18 protein-coding genes are annotated in these 18,752 nt (G+C 67.1%); 9 read left to right on the top strand and 9 right to left on the bottom strand.

The window, feature by feature from the left end; all coding sequences use genetic code 11:
- Positions 1 to 188 precede the first annotated feature (188 nt).
- Positions 189 to 1,772, top strand: a complete 1,584-nt coding sequence (locus tag ABZ293_RS33345; RefSeq protein WP_355187266.1) for an alpha-(1->6)-mannopyranosyltransferase A — start codon at positions 189 to 191, stop codon at positions 1,770 to 1,772.
- Positions 1,769 to 2,734 (top strand): phytoene/squalene synthase family protein, encoded by a 966-nt coding sequence (locus ABZ293_RS33340; protein WP_355187227.1) that lies wholly within the window; start codon positions 1,769 to 1,771, stop codon positions 2,732 to 2,734. Before ABZ293_RS33345 ends, ABZ293_RS33340 begins: the two co-directional genes overlap by 4 nt.
- A gap of 74 nt (positions 2,735 to 2,808) precedes the next feature.
- Here ABZ293_RS33340 and ABZ293_RS33335 read toward each other — a convergent pair whose 3' ends face one another.
- Positions 2,809 to 3,177, bottom strand: coding sequence for an Rv2175c family DNA-binding protein (locus tag ABZ293_RS33335; protein ID WP_354961028.1), 369 nt, complete (start codon positions 3,175 to 3,177; stop codon positions 2,809 to 2,811).
- A gap of 151 nt (positions 3,178 to 3,328) precedes the next feature.
- Between ABZ293_RS33335 and pknB the strand changes: the two genes are divergently transcribed.
- Positions 3,329 to 5,299 (top strand): Stk1 family PASTA domain-containing Ser/Thr kinase, encoded by a 1,971-nt coding sequence (gene pknB / locus ABZ293_RS33330; protein ID WP_355187225.1) that lies wholly within the window; start codon positions 3,329 to 3,331, stop codon positions 5,297 to 5,299.
- A gap of 82 nt (positions 5,300 to 5,381) precedes the next feature.
- On the opposite strand, the gene ABZ293_RS33325 is transcribed toward pknB, so the two are convergent.
- Positions 5,382 to 6,767, bottom strand: coding sequence for a class II 3-deoxy-7-phosphoheptulonate synthase (locus ABZ293_RS33325; RefSeq protein WP_355187223.1), 1,386 nt, complete (start codon positions 6,765 to 6,767; stop codon positions 5,382 to 5,384).
- Positions 6,768 to 6,874: 107 nt separating this feature from the next.
- On the opposite strand from ABZ293_RS33325, the gene ABZ293_RS33320 reads away from it, so the two are divergent.
- Positions 6,875 to 7,384, top strand: coding sequence for a polyadenylate-specific 3'-exoribonuclease AS (locus tag ABZ293_RS33320; RefSeq protein ID WP_355187221.1), 510 nt, complete (start codon positions 6,875 to 6,877; stop codon positions 7,382 to 7,384).
- Between the two features lie 67 nt (positions 7,385 to 7,451).
- Here ABZ293_RS33320 and ABZ293_RS33315 read toward each other — a convergent pair whose 3' ends face one another.
- From ABZ293_RS33315 to ABZ293_RS33300, 4 genes are all read right to left on the bottom strand, one after another.
- A complete protein-coding gene (locus ABZ293_RS33315; RefSeq protein WP_355187219.1) occupies positions 7,452 to 9,074 on the bottom strand; it encodes a cytochrome bc complex cytochrome b subunit in 1,623 nt (540 codons plus the stop codon).
- Positions 9,071 to 10,246 (bottom strand): ubiquinol-cytochrome c reductase iron-sulfur subunit, encoded by a 1,176-nt coding sequence (locus tag ABZ293_RS33310; protein WP_354961033.1) that lies wholly within the window; start codon positions 10,244 to 10,246, stop codon positions 9,071 to 9,073. The genes ABZ293_RS33315 and ABZ293_RS33310 overlap by 4 nt, the downstream gene beginning before the upstream one ends.
- 23 nt (positions 10,247 to 10,269) lie before the next feature.
- Positions 10,270 to 11,052: a cytochrome c gene (locus ABZ293_RS33305; protein ID WP_354961034.1), complete on the bottom strand. Its 783-nt coding sequence runs from the start codon at positions 11,050 to 11,052 to the stop codon at positions 10,270 to 10,272.
- Between the two features lie 169 nt (positions 11,053 to 11,221).
- Entirely contained in the window at positions 11,222 to 11,833 is a 612-nt protein-coding gene (locus tag ABZ293_RS33300) for a heme-copper oxidase subunit III (RefSeq protein ID WP_355187217.1), read from the bottom strand.
- A 256-nt stretch (positions 11,834 to 12,089) separates the two neighbouring features.
- Between ABZ293_RS33300 and ABZ293_RS33295 the strand changes: the two genes are divergently transcribed.
- The 3 genes from ABZ293_RS33295 to ABZ293_RS33285 all read left to right on the top strand — a co-directional run bounded on the left by ABZ293_RS33295 (position 12,090) and on the right by ABZ293_RS33285 (position 14,163).
- A complete protein-coding gene (locus tag ABZ293_RS33295) occupies positions 12,090 to 12,515 on the top strand; it encodes a hypothetical protein (protein ID WP_355187215.1) in 426 nt (141 codons plus the stop codon).
- Between the two features lie 153 nt (positions 12,516 to 12,668).
- A complete protein-coding gene (gene trpD, locus ABZ293_RS33290) occupies positions 12,669 to 13,730 on the top strand; it encodes an anthranilate phosphoribosyltransferase (protein ID WP_355187213.1) in 1,062 nt (353 codons plus the stop codon).
- Positions 13,731 to 13,872: 142 nt separating this feature from the next.
- The gene (locus ABZ293_RS33285) at positions 13,873 to 14,163 is read left to right on the top strand and encodes a hypothetical protein (protein ID WP_355187211.1); all 291 of its coding nucleotides are present in this window, start codon (positions 13,873 to 13,875) and stop codon (positions 14,161 to 14,163) included.
- Between the two features lie 89 nt (positions 14,164 to 14,252).
- Here ABZ293_RS33285 and ABZ293_RS33280 read toward each other — a convergent pair whose 3' ends face one another.
- The 3 genes from ABZ293_RS33280 to ABZ293_RS33270 form a co-directional block, all read right to left on the bottom strand.
- Positions 14,253 to 14,528, bottom strand: coding sequence for an Lrp/AsnC ligand binding domain-containing protein (locus ABZ293_RS33280; RefSeq protein WP_355187209.1), 276 nt, complete (start codon positions 14,526 to 14,528; stop codon positions 14,253 to 14,255).
- Positions 14,529 to 14,533: 5 nt separating this feature from the next.
- Positions 14,534 to 16,300 (bottom strand): DEDD exonuclease domain-containing protein, encoded by a 1,767-nt coding sequence (locus ABZ293_RS33275; protein ID WP_355187208.1) that lies wholly within the window; start codon positions 16,298 to 16,300, stop codon positions 14,534 to 14,536.
- Positions 16,301 to 16,629: 329 nt separating this feature from the next.
- The gene (locus ABZ293_RS33270; protein WP_355187206.1) at positions 16,630 to 16,752 is read right to left on the bottom strand and encodes a hypothetical protein; all 123 of its coding nucleotides are present in this window, start codon (positions 16,750 to 16,752) and stop codon (positions 16,630 to 16,632) included.
- Between the two features lie 151 nt (positions 16,753 to 16,903).
- On the opposite strand from ABZ293_RS33270, the gene ABZ293_RS33265 reads away from it, so the two are divergent.
- Positions 16,904 to 17,479 (top strand): C40 family peptidase, encoded by a 576-nt coding sequence (locus ABZ293_RS33265; protein WP_355187204.1) that lies wholly within the window; start codon positions 16,904 to 16,906, stop codon positions 17,477 to 17,479.
- Between the two features lie 242 nt (positions 17,480 to 17,721).
- On the top strand, positions 17,722 to 18,747 hold the full coding sequence (locus ABZ293_RS33260) for an NlpC/P60 family protein (RefSeq protein WP_355187202.1): 1,026 nt from the start codon (positions 17,722 to 17,724) through the stop codon (positions 18,745 to 18,747).
- Positions 18,748 to 18,752: the final 5 nt, after the last annotated feature.

Here is an 18,752-nt window from a genome sequence, read left to right as displayed (position 1 = left end):
CCAATCACCAGCGGTTGCGACCGCCGACCACACCCCGGGGGGACCGACACCACATGCATCCCCCTGAGACGACGGCTCCCGCGCCCACCGACGACGCGAGCACCGCGACCGAAGCCGAGGCGCGCCCATCGAGCACTCCGGCGCGGCGCGCCACCCCGCCCGCCGCCGAGCCCGGATTCCGCACCTGGATGCGGACCTCCGCGGATTTCGCCCGCAGCCCCGAGGGCCATTCGGCGCTGCTCGGCTTCTTCGGCGCGCTGATGATCACCTTTGGTGGATTCGGGGCCGGCAGCGTCCGCAAACGCGATCCGCTGCTCGAGTCGATGCATCTGTCCTGGCTGCGCTTCGGGCACGGCTATGTGCTGTCGACCATGGTCATCTGGGTCGGGGTGCTGCTGATGATCACCGCGTGGGTGCGGTTGGGCCGCACCACGATCGGATTCGGCGACCGGCCCGATGCCGGAGTCACACTGAACGAATTGCGCGCGATCGTCGGCATCTGGATCTTCCCGCTGTTGTTCGCGGTGCCGATGTTCAGCCGCGACGCGTATTCGTATCTGGCACAGGGCGCGCTGCTGCGCGACGGCTTCGATCCCTATGTATCCCCGCCGGTCGCCAATCCCGGTGTGCTGCTGGACAATGTGAGCCCGGTCTGGACCGCGACGACCGCACCCTACGGCCCGATCTTCCTGCTGCTCGGCCGCGCCATCACCGCGATCACCGGCGATAACGTGGTCGCGGGCACCATCGCGCTGCGGCTGGTCATGCTGCCCGGTCTGGCGCTGATGATGTGGGCGGTGCCGTATCTGACCAAACATCTCGGCGGTAAGCCGACCGTCGCGCTGTGGCTGGCGGTGCTCAATCCGCTGGTGCTGATCCACCTCATCGGCGGCGTGCACAACGAAATGCTCATGGTCGGGCTGATGTGCGCCGGTATCGCGCTGGTGCTCGAGCGCCATCATGTGGCAGGCATCGTGGTCGTCGCGATCGGCGTCGCCATCAAGGCGACCGCGGGCGTCGCGCTGCCGTTCCTGGTGTGGATCTGGATGCTGCACGAACGCGAACGCCGCGCGCTGCAACGCGCCGGGCAATCACCGGGTGTGCCCCAGCACGTCGAGGACGCCGCCGAACCCGCGCGACCGAGCGTGGAAGTGCCGCATCCGGCGCTGATGTTCGCCAAGATCGCCGGACTCGGATTGAGCGTCTTCGCGGCGGTGTTCGTGGCTGCCTCGGCCATCGCCGGTGTCGGCATCGGCTGGCTGACCGCGCTCTCGGGCTCGAAGAAGATCATCAACTGGCTCTCGCTGCCGACGATCATGGCGCATATGGTGCGGTGGGTGACGCCGTTCGCAATGGATCCGGTGCTGGTGGTGACCCGCGCGCTCTGTGCGGTGGCCCTCGTCGCCGTGCTGGCCTGGACCTGGTGGCGCTTCCGGCACAGCGAGCGCGAAGCGGTCTTCGGCATCCTGATCGCCTTCGTCGCCATCGTCATCCTCTCGCCCGCCGCACTGCCCTGGTATTACTCCTGGCCGCTGGCGCTGGCCGCGGGATTCGCGCTGTCGACCACGACGCTGATGGTGCTGGTCGGACTGTGCACCTGGTTGATGCTGGTCTTCCAGCCGGACGGCTCGATCGGGCTCTACAGCTTCTGGCATGTCACCGCGGCCACCTTCGCTGCCGTGGTGGCGGCGCTGTCGCTGCGGACCGTGGACCCACTGCGATTGCGCGCCACCCCACCGGAGAGCGATCCGGTCGCCGTCACCCGGTCATGACCGAGGTCGAGCTATCCGCCGGTATCGCGCGCGATGCCGAACTGGCCGCGGCGTACCGCGTCTGCCGCGAAATCGCCGCCGCGCACGGCCGCACATACTTCCTGGCCACCCGACTGCTCGCCGCGCCACGAAGACCCGCCGTGCACGCGCTGTACGCGTTCGCGCGGATCGTCGACGATATCGTCGATCACCCGACGCTCGACGCCGAGCACGGCCCGGCGGGTGAACTGGATCTGGTCGAGAAGCAGTTGCGCGTGGCACTGGAGCAAGGCGTGCGAGCGGGGCACGGACCCGTCGAACGCACTAGCGTACTGATTGCGCTGGCCGACACCAGTCGACGCTATGACATTGCGCCCCAGCACTTCTGGACCTTCCTGGACTCCATGCGGATGGATGTGCCCGGCACCGCGCACTTCCAGGCCAGCTATGCCACCATGACCGACCTGCGCGAATATATGCGCGGTTCCGCGGCCGCAATCGGATTGCAGCTGCTGCCGGTACTCGGCACGGTCGTACCGGTGGCCGAGGCCGAACCCGCCGCCGCGGCGCTCGGCGAGGCATTCCAGCTCACCAACTTCCTCCGCGATATCGCCGAAGACCTGGACCGCGGCCGTATCTACCTCCCCGCCGACGAACTGGCCGCCTTCGGCGTGCACGCGGACCTACTGGCCCACTGCCGCCGCACCGGACACACCGATCAACGGGTCCGCCGCGCGCTGGCACATCTGATCGCGATCAACCGTGACCTCTACCGCATCGCCAACCCGGGCATCGACCTGCTCGACCCCCGAGTCCGCCCCGCCATCCGCACCGCGAGCACTCTCTACGCGGGCATCCTCGAACGCATCGAGGACGCCGACTACGCGGTTTTCGCGGGGCGCGCGGTGGTCCCCCGCCACCGCAGGCTGCGGATTGCCGCAGCCGAGTTCGCCACCGCAACGCTGCACCGCGCTCGGCTCTGACCCCGCAGGATCAGCGTCCACGCAACCGCCACGGAGCGAGCCTTAGCAGCGACCGCGCCCGCGCGGCCGAATAATCAGAAGGGCTCCGCCGCGGCGCGGCGCAGTACCTCGCGCGCCAGCGGGCCGTGCAATGCGTCGACGGGCTTACCCGGCAGGCTGGCGTCGTCGGTGAAGATCCACTCCAGGATCTCCTCGTCGGTGTACTTGGCGTCTTTCATGACGGTGATCAGGCCCGGCAGCGACTTCACGATCGCACCGGTATCGTCGAAGAATCGCTCGGGCACGCCCGCTACGCCGTCGCGGCGCACCGCGAGCAGCTGATGGTCGCGCAGCATCTGATGCACCCGGGTCACCACGAGCCCGAGTTTGTCGGCCACCTCGGGCAGCGGGATCACCGCCACCGACTCAGGAAGAACATCATCACTGCAAGGAAATGCACTCACGCGGATAACGGTAGACGGTCCCGCGCCGCACGGCGTGAGACACCCGGGCGGCGATCGCCGATACCATCGTGGACGGGCCGCACGAAGCGGTCGATCGCCTGTCTCGCACTGAGCGAGGGGTGCGAACTTTGTGAAAGCCGGAGGACATCACTTGATCGGGCAAATCCTGGAGGGGCGCTACCGCATCGACGCGCCGATCGCGCGGGGCGGGATGTCGATGGTCTTCCGAGGCGTGGATACCCGGCTGGACCGCCCGGTCGCCATCAAGGTGATGGATCCGAAGTTCGCCGCCGATCCGCAGTTCCTGTCCCGATTCGAATTCGAGGCGCGCGCGGTCGCCAAGCTCAAGCACCCATCCCTGGTCGCCGTCTACGACCAGGGCGTGGACGGCGAACACCCGTTCCTGATCATGGAATTAGTCGAGGGCGGCACGCTGCGTGAACTCTTGCGCGAGCGCGGTCCGATGCCCCCGCACGCGGTGCGTGCGGTCGCCGAGCCGTTGCTGGCCGCGATCGGTGTCGCGCATTCGGCGGGACTGATCCATCGCGATATCAAACCGGAGAATGTGCTGATCTCCGACTCCGGTGAGGTCAAAATCGCCGACTTCGGCCTGGTGCGCGCCGTCGCGGCCGCAAAGACGACCTCGGCGAGCGTGATACTCGGCACCGCGGCCTACCTGGCCCCCGAGCAGGTGACCACGGGAACCGCAGACTCCCGCAGTGACGTCTACGCCTTCGGCATCCTGATCTTCGAACTGCTCACCGGGCAGGTCCCGTTCACCGGCGACACCTCGCTGTCGGTGGCATATCAGCGGATCGAGAACGATGTGCCGAGCCCGAGCGAATTCATCTCCGGGGTACCGCCGGAGTTCGACGAACTGATCGCGCGCGCCACCAACCGCGAACCCGCGCACCGCTTCGCCGACGCGAGCGAGATGGCGGCCGAACTGCATTCGATCGGCGTCGCACTGAGTCTGCCGCCGTATCGGGTCCCAGCACCGCAGGATTCGGCCGAACATCTCAGCGCCAGCTACCAGGTCGCGCCGCCGAATCAGCAACAGGCCAGGGCCGCGGCGCCGCCCGTACCGCAGTCGATGCAGCACACAAAGGTGGTCACCGCGCCACGGCCCCGGGTCCCCGATTACGGCCCGCCCGACAACTATGGGCCGCCGAACACCTACGGCCCGCGCGATCAGTACCCGCCGTCGCAATCGCCGCAGCCGTCGCCGTTCGCGGACGACCGCATGAAATCGCGCCGCACGGTACTGCTGTGGGTCGCCATCGTCGCGACCCTGACCCTGCTGGTCGGGATCGGTGGCTGGTACCTGGGCTTCGGTCGCTATTCGGCGGTTCCGTCGGTGGCCGGAAAGGATCAGTCCAGCGCGGTCACGGCATTGGAGAACGCGGGCTTCTCCACCGAGCTCCGACAGAAGACCTCCGACACCATTCCGGTCGGCGGCGTGGTCGGCACCGATCCATCGGCGGGCTCCAAGGTCACCAAGGGGTCGACGGTGGCCGTGCTGATCTCGAGTGGCAAACCGCGGGTGCCCGATATCAAAGCGGGCGACGAGATTTCGAAGGTCAACCAGCTCATCCGCGATGCCGGACTGCAACCGGTGGATTCGGGCGAAACCGGCAGTTCGGCGCCCAAGGGCACCTTGGCCAAGGTGGACCCCGCTCCAGGAACGGTACTTCCGCTGTCCGCGCAGGTGAAGGTGTACCGCAGCAAGGGATCTCAGCCGGTCAAGATGCCCGATGTGCGCGGCAAGACCACCGAGGAAGCCAATAAGGTGCTCACCGCGGCCGGAATCACGGTGCGCGAGACCCGAACTCAGTTCGATCGCACCATCGAGGCGGATAAGGTGATCGGCACCGATCCCGCCGCGGGCACCACGCTCCAGTCCGGTGACGGCGTCACGCTGATCGTCTCCAGTGCCGTCAAGGTGCCCCTGCTGATCGGCGAGAGCGTCGGCGATGCCCGCTCGAAGTTGCAGGCCCTCGGCCTGTCGGTGACGGTGCGCCAGCTCACCCCGTCCGACAGCTCTGTCGTGATCGGCCAGAACCCCGGCGGGGGCAGCAATGTCGAGGCGGGCACAACGGTCGCCCTGACCGCACTACCCTGATCCGGCCAGCCGGTACCCCGAAGACGACAGGAGCGCCACACACTCGGTGCGGCGCTCCTGCCCCTCGATCGAAAAACCTTGTTCAGCGCAGCATTTCGGCGACAAGGAAGGCCAGCTCCAGCGACTGCTGAGTATTCAGCCGCGGATCACACGCCGTCTCGTAGCGACCGGACAGATCCAGATCGGAGATGTCCTGCGCGCCGCCGAGGCATTCGGTGACGTCCTCGCCGGTCAGCTCGATGTGCAGGCCGCCGGGGTGGGTGCCCAGCGCATGGTGCACCTCGAAGAAGCCCTGCACCTCATCGATGATCCGGTCGAAGTGCCGGGTCTTGTAGCCGGTGGAGGCCTCGTGGGTGTTGCCGTGCATGGGGTCGCACTGCCAGATCACCTGGTGCCCGGTCGCCTGCACCTTCTCGATAATGGGCGGCAGCACATCGCGGACCTTGGTGTTGCCCATGCGGGAGACGATGGTCAACCGGCCCGGCTCATTATTGGGATCGAGGCGCTCGACGTACTCCACGGCCTGATCCGGCGTGGTGGTCGGGCCGATCTTCAGGCCGATCGGATTGGCGAGCAGTTCCGCGAAGGCGATATGCGCGCCGTCGAGTTGCCGGGTGCGCTCGCCGATCCACAGGAAGTGCGCGGACAGGTCGTAGAGCACCGGCTCGCCCGCCGGGTTCTCGCCGAGGCGCAGCATGGCGCGCTCGTAGTCCAGCACCAGCGCCTCGTGGCTGGCGTAGATGCGGGCCGACTGCAGGCTGGGGTCGTTCACCCGGCAGGCGGTCATGAAGGCCAGGCCGCGGTCGATCTCCTCGGCCAGCGCCTCATAGCGTGCGCCCGCGGGCGATTTGGCCACGAAATCGCGGTTCCAGTCGTGTACCCGATGCAGATCAGCCATGCCCGCACCGGTCAGCGCGCGCACCAGATTCATCGCCGCACTGGCGTTGGCGTAGGCACGCACCAGCCGCGACGGATCGTGCTCACGCACCTTGGCATCGGCGACCAGCGAGTTCACCATGTCGCCGCGATAGGACTTGAGGCCGAGCGCATCGGTATCCGAGGAACGCGGCTTCGCGTACTGTCCGGCGATGCGTGCGACCTTGACCACCGGCAGGCTGGCGCCGTAGGTGAGTACAACCGCCATCTGCAACAGAGTCCGGATATTGCCACGGATATGCGGTTCGGTGTTGTCGGCGAACGTCTCCGCGCAGTCACCGCCCTGCATCAGGAAGGCCTCGCCGCGGGCGACCTCCGCTAGCTGCCCGCGCAACTCCTCCACCTCGGCGGGTACGCAGATCGGCGGCACGCTCTCGAGTACGGTGCGCATCATCGCCGCCTGCTCCGAATCCCACGACGGCTGCTGCAGCGCCGGACGCGCCAGGGCATCGTCCAGCCGCCTACGCAGCTCTGCGGGCAGCGGCGGCAGCTCCGGCAGGCGATCGATCGGTACGTCGACGGTCCAGTTCACCCGTACAGAATACGGACCCTCGGGCCTGCGCAGGTACCCGGTCTCAGGGGTGGATTCTGCCCACCTAGGGTGAATAGCCGGGCACTAGCGCCGCGCCGTACCGATCTTTGGAGGAGAGACCGATCTCGCTTCGATATTTTTATGACTGCGAATTCATCGAGGACGGTTCGACGATCGACCTCATATCGATCGGCGTCGTCTGCGAGGACGGCCGCGAATACTACGCGGTCTCAACCGAATTCGATGCCCAGCGGGCGGGCCCCTGGGTGCGCCGCTACGTGCTGCCGCAGCTTCCGTCACCGTCCTCGCCGCTGTGGCGCACCCGCGAACAGATCCGCAAAGATCTCTACGAATTCCTGGTTCCGCGCCCCAGCGTCACCCCGGAACTGTGGGCCTGGGTCGCCGCCTACGATCACGTCGCCCTGTGCCAACTCTGGGGTTCCATGGTCGAACTCCCCAACGCCCTGCCCCGTTACACCAACGAGTTGCGCCAGCACTGGGAGGCGCACGGCCGTCCCGAACTCCCCCCGGTTCCTGCGGACGCCCACGACGCCCTCGCCGACGCCCGCCACAACCTCGCGAAATTCGAGGCCATCGAGGCCGCCCGCCGCCGCTGACGCCGCGGAAAGCGAAAGGCCCCGAGTCGATATTCGACTCGGGGCCTTTCTGCTTTCGAGCTACCGATCAGTGGCCGTGGTTGCCGTTCCGACCGTTCGCCTGCTCCTGTACCCGCTGCAGCACGGCGAGCTGCTTGTGCTCTTCCGCGTGCTCGTTCTCGAAGGCCTGCTCGATCTCGTGGGCAGGGTCGGCGCGCAGGAAGCTACCGGTGCCCGGCTGACCGGCCGAACCCAGCTTGTTCATCTTCTTGGGCACCGTCGCACCCTGGTACTCCAGCGGGATCGGGTGGCCGTGGTCATCGACCGGGCCGAGCGGCTGGTGCACCTCGATGTACTCACCGTGCGGCAGTCGCTTGATCACACCGGTCTCGATGCCGTGCTCGAGCACCGCGCGGTCACTGCGCTGCAGACCGATGCAGAACCGGTAGGCGATGAAGTACGCGACCGGCGGCACGACCAGCAGGCCGATGCGGCCCATCCAGGTGGTGGCGTTCAACGAGATGTCGAACTTCAGCGCCAGAATGTCGTTGACGCACGACAGCGTCAGCACCACATAGAAACCGATCGACATCGCACCGATCGCCGTGCGCACCGGCACGTCGCGCGGACGCTGCAGCAGGTTGTGGTGCACTTTGTCGCCGGTGAGGCGCTGCTCGATCCACGGGTACAGGATCAGCACCGTGAACACCAGGCCCATGATCAGCGCGACCCAGAACACGGCGGGCACCGTGTAGCGGCCCAGGTACAGCTCCCACGGCGGCATCAGACGCGCCAGACCGTCGGTCCACATCATGTAGAAGTCGGGCTGCGAACCCGCCGACACCTGCGAGGGGTTGTACGGACCCAGGTTCCAGATCGGGTTGATCTGCAGCACACCGGCAAGGATCGCCACGATGCCGAGGGTGAAGGCGAAGAACGCGCCCTGGTCGGAGGCGAACACCGGCACGATGCGCGCGCCGACGACATTATTCTCGGTGCGGCCGGGACCGGGGAACTGCGTGTGCTTCTGGTACCAGACCAGCGCGACGTGCGCGGCGATCAGCGCCAGAATGATGCCGGGGAACAGCAGCACGTGCGCGATGTACAGGCGCGGAATGATGATGTCGCCCGGGAAGTCACCGCCGAAGATCAGCCAGTGCATCCAGGTGCCGATGATCGGGATACTCATAGTGATACCGCCGAACGCGGCCCGCAGACCGGTACCCGAGAGCAGGTCGTCGGGCAGCGAGTAACCGAAGAAGCCCTCGAACATCGCCAGGATCAGCAGCAGGCAGCCGATGACCCAGTTCGCCTCACGCGGCTTGCGGAACGCACCGGTGAAGAAGATGCGGAACAGGTGCACGATGATCGACGCCGCGAACAGCAGTGCGGCCCAGTGGTGCACCTGGCGCACGAACAGACCGCCGCGCACCTCGAAGGTGATGTTCAGCGCCGTCTCATAGGCCCGCGACATGGTCACACCACGCAGCGGCTGGTAGGCGCCGTTGTAGACGACCTCGCTCATCGACGGATCGAAGAACAGGGTCAGGTACACACCCGACAGCAGCAGAATGATGAAGCTGTAGAGCGCGATCTCGCCGAGCAGGAACGACCAGTGGGTCGGGAAGACCTTGTTGATCGACCGCTTCATGAACGCGGCGGCGCGGTACCGCTCGTCCGCGGCATGGGCTTGGGCTGCAACCCGACTCATGAACGACGCTCCCAGTAGGCCGGTCCGAGCGGCTCGATGAAGTCGCCAGCGGCGACCAGGTAGCCCTCGGAGTTGACGGTGATCGGCAGCTGCGGCAGTGCGCGAGCGGCGGGACCGAAGACCGGCTTAGCCCATTCGGTCGCCAGGAACTGCGACTGGTGGCAGGGGCACAGGATCTTGTTGGTCTGCGACTCGAACAGCGACGTCGGGCAACCGAGGTGGGTGCAGATCTTCGAGTAGGCGAAGTAGTCGCCGTAGTTGAAGCTCTCCTGGCCCTTGCGCTTGATGGCCGACTGCGCGTCTTGGGTGCGCAGCCGGATCAGCATGACAGCGTTGCGGATACCGCGCAGGGACTGCAGCGTCGCGTGCTCATCGCCGCGCCACTTCTCCTTCCACGGGAACACCGTCTCCATGGCGCCCGCGTCCAGATCCTCCGGACGCACCAGCATCACGTCCTCCGGACGACCCGTGTCGCGACGGATGTAGACCGTCTCGCCCGGGAAGTCCGGGGTCCAGCCCGAGACCCACAGCGGCGACTTGTCGCCCTTCGCCCACGGATTCTTGATCATGCCGCCGACGAAGACCAGCAGCGCGCCGATGCCGAGCACGCCGACACCGGCACCCGCGGTCCGGGTGATCATCTTGCGGCGACCCAGCGTGGAGGTGTCGAGCGCGTCCTGCAACTCGGCGACCAGGGTGCGGCGCTCGACCTCAGGCGACGGACCGTCGTGCCGAACCTGGATGGATAACTCGGCCGGGATGAACTTCTTCCGGATCAGTACCACCGCGACGCCGATGACCAGCACCGAGATACCGAAGCTGAGGCCGACCAGCGGGGTGAACAGCGAGTAGGCGGCGTGGCCCTCCTCGTTCGTGCCCTTGAACTCCCAGGGCCAGAACAGGAACACCCCGACCAGGACCGCGGCGGCGATACCGGAGACCGCGAACCAGAACGAGACCTGGCGCTCGGCGCGCTTCTCGGCGCGGGTGCCCGGCACCGGGAACCGCTCCCGCCGGTAGGCGACATCGACACCATCGCGCTCGGTGCCGAGCTTGACCAGCTCGTCGCGAGACATCGCGTCGAGTTCTTCCTCGGTGGGCTCAGCCGGTGTGGAATTCACCTGCTCGTTCGACGGCTCCGCGCCGTCGTGGCCCTCATCCGGCCGACCCATGTCGTTTGGCTCCTTGTTTTCGCTCATGAACGGGATCCGATCCACATCGCGGCACCCACGACGAGCGTGATGCCGACTACCCACATGGCCAGACCTTCGGTCGCGGGACCGAACCCGCCGAGGTCCCAGCCACCCGGGCTCTTCTCCTCGGTCGCGTTCTTGACGTAGGCGACGATGTCGCGCTTCTCTTCCGGGCTCAGCTGCCGGTCGGAGAACTTCGGCATGTTCTGCGGGCCGGTGAGCATCGCGTCGTAGATCTGCTGCTCGCTCGCCGGTTCCAGCGGCGGGGCGAACTTACCGGACGACAGCGCACCGCCGCGGCCGGTGAAGTTGTGGCAGGACGCGCAGTTCATCCGGAACAGCTCCGAACCGCGGGCGATATCGGGACCGCGCAGCGATTCCTGGGCGATCTCGCCGTTGGCGTCGCGCACCACGCTCGGGCCGCCGCCGTTCGAGGCGACGTACGCGCTGAGCGCGTCGATCTGGTGGGCGTCGAACTTCGGTGGCTTGCGCTGGGCCTGGGCCTCGTTCCGCGCCATCGGCATGCGACCGGAGGAGACCTGGAAGTAGACGGCGGCCTCGCCGACGCCGATCAGGCTCGGACCGCGATCGGGCACACCCTGCAGGTTGGCGCCGTGGCAGGTGATGCAGGAGGTCTCGTAGAGCTGCTTGCCGTCGCGGATCAGCGCGGACTGGTCCTCGTGCGCGGTCGCGACCTGCGGGTCCGGCGTGATCGCGGTGGCAAGGAATCCGGCTCCGACGAGGCCCACCAGCAGTGCAAGCCCGCCCGCAATGCGACGCCGCATGCGGCGCTGCTTACGCGTCCTGCTGGCCTGGCCGGCCGCGACGTCTTGGCGGCTGATCGCCGCGCGGGGGCTGGCGGGCTCTGGCGCTGACGGGGGAGATGAACTCATCTGTGTCCCTTTGGAGTAGACGGAACCGACTTGTGCAAAAGATTTGGGGGTGCTGGCCCGCTCAGCGGACGAAGTAGATCGTGGCGAACAGCCCGATCCAGACGATGTCGACGAAGTGCCAGTAGTACGAGACGACGATCGCGGCGGTGGCCTGTGCAGGGGTGAACTTACTGACCTTGGTGCGGACCAGCAGGAACACGAAGGCGATCAGACCGCCGATGACGTGCAGACCGTGGAAACCGGTGGTGATGTAGAACACCGAGCCGTAGGCGCTGCTCGAGATCGAGGTGCCTTCCTTGACCAGGTTGGTGTACTCGTAGCCCTGACCGGCGACGAACATCGCACCCATGATCAGGGTGACGACGTACCAGCGGCGCAGGCCGAACACGTCACCCTTCTCCGCCGCGAACACACCCATCTGGCAGGTGAACGAGGAGGCGACCAGCACGGTGGTGACCGGCACGGCAAGCTTCAGGTTCAGCTCGGTCGGTTCCGGCGGCCAGTTGCCGTGGGCCTGGGCGCGCGCGACGAAGTACATCGCGAAGAGCCCGGCAAAGAACATCAGCTCGCTGGACAGCCAGATGATGGTACCGACGCTCACCATGTTGGGCCGGTTCAGCGAATGCACACGCTGAGTAATGGCCGATCCTGGGGTCCCTACTGCGGTCGTCACGGGGGTAAGTATGACTCGTCGTAGTACGACACAAGTACCCGGGTGCGAAACTTGTCCTCCCGTGTCGGAAAACGCACGGACAGAGGGGGTCTCGTATTCGATTTGCCGGGCCCGCGACACAGCGTGTCGGCGGCCCCGAAGGTCCACGTCCGAGCGGTAGGGACGCGCTGCGTGGTGAAAGTCGACACGAGTTGCATTGCGCCGTGCGCGAGCATGACAGACGTTGGTAAGTAAAAGCTGAGATCAGGAGGCGGATGTGACGCGGTGGTGGCGACAACTATTCGGCAGGAACGAACCCGAATCGCTCGATCCGACCCGTTCCGATCTGGTAGTCGTCGTGGAATGCTTCGATGACGCCGAGGCGTGTTCGACGACACTCGCGCGCGCCGCGGCTCTCGATCCCGGCGCACCCGCACTACTGCGCCATCACCTGCGGCTGCCGCCCGAACAGGTCGCTCAGGTGTGCGGCATCGCAGCCCAGGACGGGTACGCCGCGGCCCCGCGCACCGCGGATCCGAGTCCACACGAACTGGAATCGCTGATCCTGCAACGGGTCCAGTTGCTCGATGCGCTGCATTGTTCGCAGGAACGTTCCAGGATGGCCGGTCTCGCACAGCGCCACGACGGCGTCGCGGATGGCTGGGATGCGCTGCAGCCCGGTTCGGCGACCTCGCAGCAGTAATAACGTCTCGCCAACTAGGCTCTAGCGCGACAAACTGGTGCGCGAACCGGTGGTGACGGGAGAAGCGGATATGAGGGAGCGCAGCGACCGAACGATCGGCGCAGCCGTGCCCGGCACGGTCATGCAAGAGCCGAGCGCTGGCGAGGCGCAGGCATGAGCGCGCGCAGCTGGCCCCAGGTGCTCGGGACCATTGCCGAAGGTGGCGATCTGGCGGCGGACGATACGGCATGGGTGATCAATGAGATCTTCACCGACAATGCCACGCAGGCTCAGATCGCCGCATTCGGTGTCGCAATGAAGATCAAGGGCCCGACTCCCACGGAACTGTCCGGAATGGCAGCCGGCATGCTCGGCCACGCCCGTCTGGTCCACGTCGACGGTGATGCGGTGGACATCGTCGGGACCGGGGGCGACCGATCCGGATCGGTGAACATCTCGACCATGTCCTCGATCGTGGTGGCCTCGACCGGGGTTCCGGTGGTCAAGCACGGCAACCGCGCGGCCTCCTCGAAGAGCGGCGGCGCCGATGTGCTCGAGGCGTTGGGCGTCAAGCTGGCGCTCGGACCCGAGTCCGTGGCTCGCTGCGTGCACGAGGTCGGCATCGGCTTCTGTTTCGCGCCGCTGTTCCACCCCGCGCTGCGCTTCGCCGGTCCCGCCCGCAAGGAAATCGGCATCCCCACCGTTTTCAATGTGCTCGGCCCGCTCACCAACCCCGCGCAACCGCGGGCCGGGCTGGTCGGCTGCGCGTTTCCCGATCTGCTTCCGGTGATCGCCGGGGTCTTCGCCGAACGCGGCGCCAGTGCCATCGTGGTGCGCGGTAACGACGGCCTCGACGAGATCACCACCTCCGATACCACCGACGCATGGGTGGTATCGGGTGGCAAACTGCGGGAGACGACCATCGACCCGACCCGCATCGGCATCGCCCGGGTGGATCTGGACGCGTTGCGCGGCGGCGACGCCGAGGTCAATGCGGGCGTCGCGCGCAGCGTATTCGCGGGTACCGCGGGCCCGGTGCGCGATGCGGTACTGCTCAACTCCGCCGCCGCCATCGTCGCCTACGAGCTGTCGCGTGGCATCGGCGATCCCGACGCCGATGTGCACGACGTACTGGCGGCGGGCATCGAACGCGCCGCCGAGGCCATCGACGCGGGCAAATCCGCCGCCCTCCTCGACCGCTGGGCCAAACTCACCAATACTCTCGCCGACAACTGACCCGCGCCGCGCCCGACGCATATCGTGCGCCGCAGGTCAGCACCGCCCGGCCGAAGCGGTTACAGTGACGACGGCATCCGGCGTTGCCCCGTGCTCGACGTCGGGCCTGCGCCGCCGGTCTCTAGCGGCTAGGAGCACAGACATGAAGCGGGGCGTTTACGCGGCACTAGGCGTGCTGGCGATCGCGGCGGCGGTTGCCACCGGACCCGTTGCGCACGCGGCGCAGGGCAGCCTGGTCGTCAACGGCACCGTGTACCACGCGCCGTCCGGCTGTGTGCAGATCGGCGGCAGCGCCGCCCCCCTGGCCATCGAGAACCACACCGACGCCGCCGTCACCGTTTACCCCTTGGTCGGATGCAAGGGCGAAGCGAGCGCCGTGCTCCTCTCCGGCGCTTCCGGGACCGTCTCCGGCTCCTCCATCCTGGTCCCCTGAGCCCCGCGCCTGCTCATGCGCGGACTCTCGGATCCGTACCCCTGCGACCAGCCCATGCGAAGTGCGGTTCCCGACCTCGGCCGCTGCGCTCATTCGCCCAGTGAGAAGCCCGCTTCGATGTCGGCGCTGGAATAGGACTTGAAGGCGATGTGGGTGGTGGTCCGCGCGACGCCGGGGGTTTTGTCGATGCGGCCGGTCACCACCTCGGCGATCTGCTCGTGGTTGCGCACCCGCACGATCGCGATCAGGTCGACATCGCCCGCGCACGAATAGACCTCGGTAACGCCCTCGGTGTCGGCGACCGCCTGCGCGGTCTCGGGAATGCGGGCGTTCTCGGCCTGGATCATCACGATCGCGGTAATCATGGCTGTCAGCCTAGGCGGTCGCCGCGCTGGTACTCCGCGAGTTCGGCGTCCTGGTCCGGGAGTCGGGCGCGAGCCGCATCGGCGAGCTCCGCCCACCCCGCCCAGCGCGCGGCCCCGCGGATCGGTTCGCCGTATCCGTCGCTGGTGCGCACGATCCGGACGCCCGGCCGCTCCAGCCACCGCTTGACCAGTCCGACCTCCTCCGGCGACGCGCCGCGCAGCGGCGGCGCAAGCGCCGGCAGCACGGTCTCCGCCGCCGCGACAATGCGTTCGATCACCGGCATCGGCGGCACACCCCGCACCGAGGTCCCCGCCCCCGCCAGCCGCCCGTACCGGATCACCGCGTACTCCCAGCCGCCCGCACCGTCCGGATGCGCCGCGATCAATTCGGCGATCCGCGCTACCGCGGACAGTCGTTGCGTGCGTTGCAGGGCGCGAACTACCGCGACGGTCCGGTCGCGCAATCGGGCGGCGGCCTCGAAATGTTCTGCGTGCGAGTGGATTTCGATGCGGTCGAACATGGCGCGCAGCGGCACATCCGCATGCCCGGCGAACAGCGCCCGAACGGCCGCCGCAGCGGGTTCGTATTCCTCTCTATATATAGGGCTGCCATCGACGGCCGCCGGACACCCGCCGACCACGGCGGGCGGGCACTCATGGCGACCGTCGCGTGGCAGTCGCGTCGTGCAGGTGCGCAGGCCGCTGTGCTCGGCGATGGTGAGTGCGACATCGTTGGCATCGGTCCGAGAAGGGAAGGGTCCCAACGCATCCGCAGTCGGTGTGCGCGCGATCGCGAATCTGGGGAACGGTTCCTCGGTCAGCGTGATCCACCAACCGCGCTTGGGAAATTTCGAGCGCCGGTTATAGGGCGGGGTATGCGCGACGATGAGTCGCAGTTCGCGCACCCCGGCCTCCAGGCCGTGCGCGCACACCACGTGGTCGACCCGAATGGCAAGCGACACCATCTCTTTCATCCGGCCCCTGGTCTCGGATCCGGTGAAGTAGTTGCGCACCCGGCGACGCAGATTCACCGCTGTCCCTATATATAGGACTTCATCCGAGGGCCCGCGGAAGAGATATACGCCGGGACTCGACGGCAGATCATTGGCGAGGACCCGTTTGGCACGTTGGCGCGGCGTGACATTCGGCAGATAGTCGAGCAGTTCGGTCAGGCTGTGCACGCCCAGATTGCCGACCCGGCCGATGAGGGCGTGCAGCACGTCCACGGTGGCCCGCGCATCGTCGAGGGCACGGTGGTTCGGCTGCGTGGTCGCACCCAGCAGCGGCGCGAGCGCGCCGAGCCGGACCGAGGGTGCCTCGTCGCGAGCGAGCACGCGTCGCGCCAGCTTCACCGTGCACACCACCGGTCCGCTCGGCCATGGCGTATCCATGCGAGCCGCGGCGGCGCGCAGGAATGCCATATCGAAGCGAGCGTTGTGCGCGACGAGCACCGCACCCTTGGCGAACTCGAGAAAACCCGGCAGCACCGCCTCGATCCGGGGCGCCTCGTAGACCATCGCGGTGGTGATCCCGGTGATCTGGACGATCGCGGGCGGGATGGCCCGCCCCGGATTCACCAGCGTCGCGAACTCCCCCAGCACCTCGCCGCCGCGCACCTTCACCGCGCCGATCTCGGTGATGGCATCGCCGTCCGGGCTGGTGCCCGTGGTTTCCAGGTCGACGACCACGAAGGTGGTGTCGTAGAGCGGCGTCTCGAGCTCGTCGAAGGCCAGCTGCCGTGCGGTGGCCTGGCGCGGCGTCGGATCTGGCACGGCGTGCAGCGTAGGGCCTCGGTACGACAGGAACGCCCGGGAACGCCACCTCGGATTTCGCGACGGAAATACCGAATTGCGCGACGAGGATTTCGCTCCGATTCCCACAAAATGATCTAGAACACCAAAAAGTGATGCAGGTCACATCATTTCTTAAACTGCATCAATCGGCCGGACACGCCCGGAGGTCCGGAGTCGACCCCTCGGCGCGCTGCCACCGAGACGCCGGCAAAGACCGATCGGTTCGACCCACCCGATCGATAGCAGTTCGATATACCATTCTGACCTGGGCAAATCTTGAGAAACATCGCGTCTGGGACACGCTGCCGTCACTTCGCCCCACGCTCGTCGGCAACGACGACGCCCTCGGATAATTGCCGGTCGTTATTGTTTCGTGATTGCTGTGACATATCTCGCACATAATCCGCGGCAAATTTGTTGAGCATCGCCATTTCGGATCCCTTCGACTTTACAAACCACCGTGATGCGTTCGTAACCTTTTCGAGACCTCACGGAGTCCGGCGCACCACCCGACGGTGTCCGAACAGAAGTCCGCTGCACCACCGGGTGCGGCGTCGTGGGGCAGATTGGGAGAACCGCACCATGGCGACCAACACCGTCAAGCGACATGCACAGCGTGCCGTCGCGGCCGGAGCCGTCGGAGCTGCCACGCTCGGCGCCCTCCTGCTGCCCGCCGCGCCCGCATCGGCCCAGCCGGTCACCATCCCCGGCGTCGGCACGTTCGACATTCCGAACGAGATCCCGATCCCGCAGGGTATCCCGGGCATCGAGGTACCCGGCGCCCCGGCGCCGCTGCCCTTCCTGGCTCCCAAGAAGTCCCTCGGCGATGTCGCCCTCGACGCCGCGATGAGCAAGCTCGGCGCCCCGTACGTCTACGGCGCCGCGGGCCCGAATGCCTTCGACTGCTCCGGCCTGGTCAAGTGGTCCTACGAGCAGGCCGGCCTGGAGCTGCCGCGCACCAGCGGTGAGCAGCTCGCCGCTGGCACCCCGGTCTCCCTCGACGATCTGCGGCCCGGCGACCTGGTGTCGTTCTACGGCGGCAGCCACTCCGGCCTGTACGCCGGGGACGGCAATGTCGTCCACGCCTCCACCTCCGGCACCCCGGTGAAGCTCGCGGCGATCTCCTCGATGCCGGTCGCGGGTGCTCGCCGCTTCTGAACGACCCTTCCGATCTCCGCGCCCGGCCGTCCCGACGGCCGGGCGTCCGGATGGCATAGGTGATCGTTTTGTGGCCTACTGGACACGGACCTACGCCATTCCGTAACCTAATCGAGACCTTCCCGGGTTGCGGCGTCCGCGGAAAACGTTGCCGCAGCTCACGGAGGCGAGAAGTCGCTTCACGAGAGAAACGGGCCTGGCGCGCTGTGACACATCACCGGAGACATCGCACGAAACGTCTGGTGGGAGGGACATTAGCGGCGGGAGTCCTGGCCGCGGCACTCTGCAGCGGCAGTCCGGCCGGGGCCGATCCGGCCGCCCTGCCGACCACGGCCAGCGAGGCTGTGCAGCGCATGATCGACCTGTCGCGCGAATCCGAACAGCTCAATCAGCAGGCGCTCGGCGCACAGGCCGATCTCGACACCAAACTCGCCGCCCTGCACGAGGCCGACGCCAAACTCGCCGATGCCACGCAGACCGCCGATGCGGCGCGCGACGAAGTCCGCAAGTTCCAGCCGATCATCGATCGCACCGTGATCGCCGCCTATCAGGGCGCACGCACCAACCGGCTCTCCGCCGTCCTGCTCAGCGATTCACCGCAGCGGCTGCTCGACCAGATGTCCACCATCGACGTGATCTCGGCGAAGAACTCCGAGCAGCTCAATCTGTATAAGCGGGCCACCGCCGCCGCGACCGAATCGGAGAAGTCCGCGCGCACCGCCGCCGACACCGCCCGCGCCGCCTCCGATAGGGCCGATCAGGTGCGCGCCGATCTCGAGCGCAAGCGTTCCGTCCTGTCGGGGTCCATCGCGCAGGTGGTCGAGGCGTGGGGCCAGTTGTCCACCAAGGACAAATCGGCGTTGGCCGGATCACCCTTCCCACCCGGATTCGATACCGACACCCTGCTGCACGGCCTGGTTCCCGGCAGTGGCACCAGCGCGTTGGCCGCCGGACTCACCCGCATCGGCGACCCGTACGTCTGGGGCGCGACCGGACCGCACCAGTTCGACTGCTCCGGACTCGTGCAGTGGGCCTTCAAGCAGGTCGGCAAGGATGTGCCGCGGACCAGTTCCCAGCAGGCCTCCTACGGCACCCCGGTGGACAAGAACGATCTGCAACCCGGCGATGTCGTGTTCTTCTACTCCGATATCTCCCATGTCGGCATCTACGCGGGCAATGGACTCATGCTGCACGCGTCGACGTTCGGCGTTCCGGTCGCTGTCGCACCCCTGGGGTCGACGCCTTATCACTCGGCTCGACGATACTGATCGGC

The sequence above is a fragment of the Nocardia sp. NPDC005998 genome, assembly GCF_040614395.1.
Classification (GTDB): Bacteria; Actinomycetota; Actinomycetes; order Mycobacteriales; family Mycobacteriaceae; genus Nocardia.
Note: the sequence above shows the minus strand (reverse complement) of the source record. Positions and strands in the feature narration are given on the sequence as shown.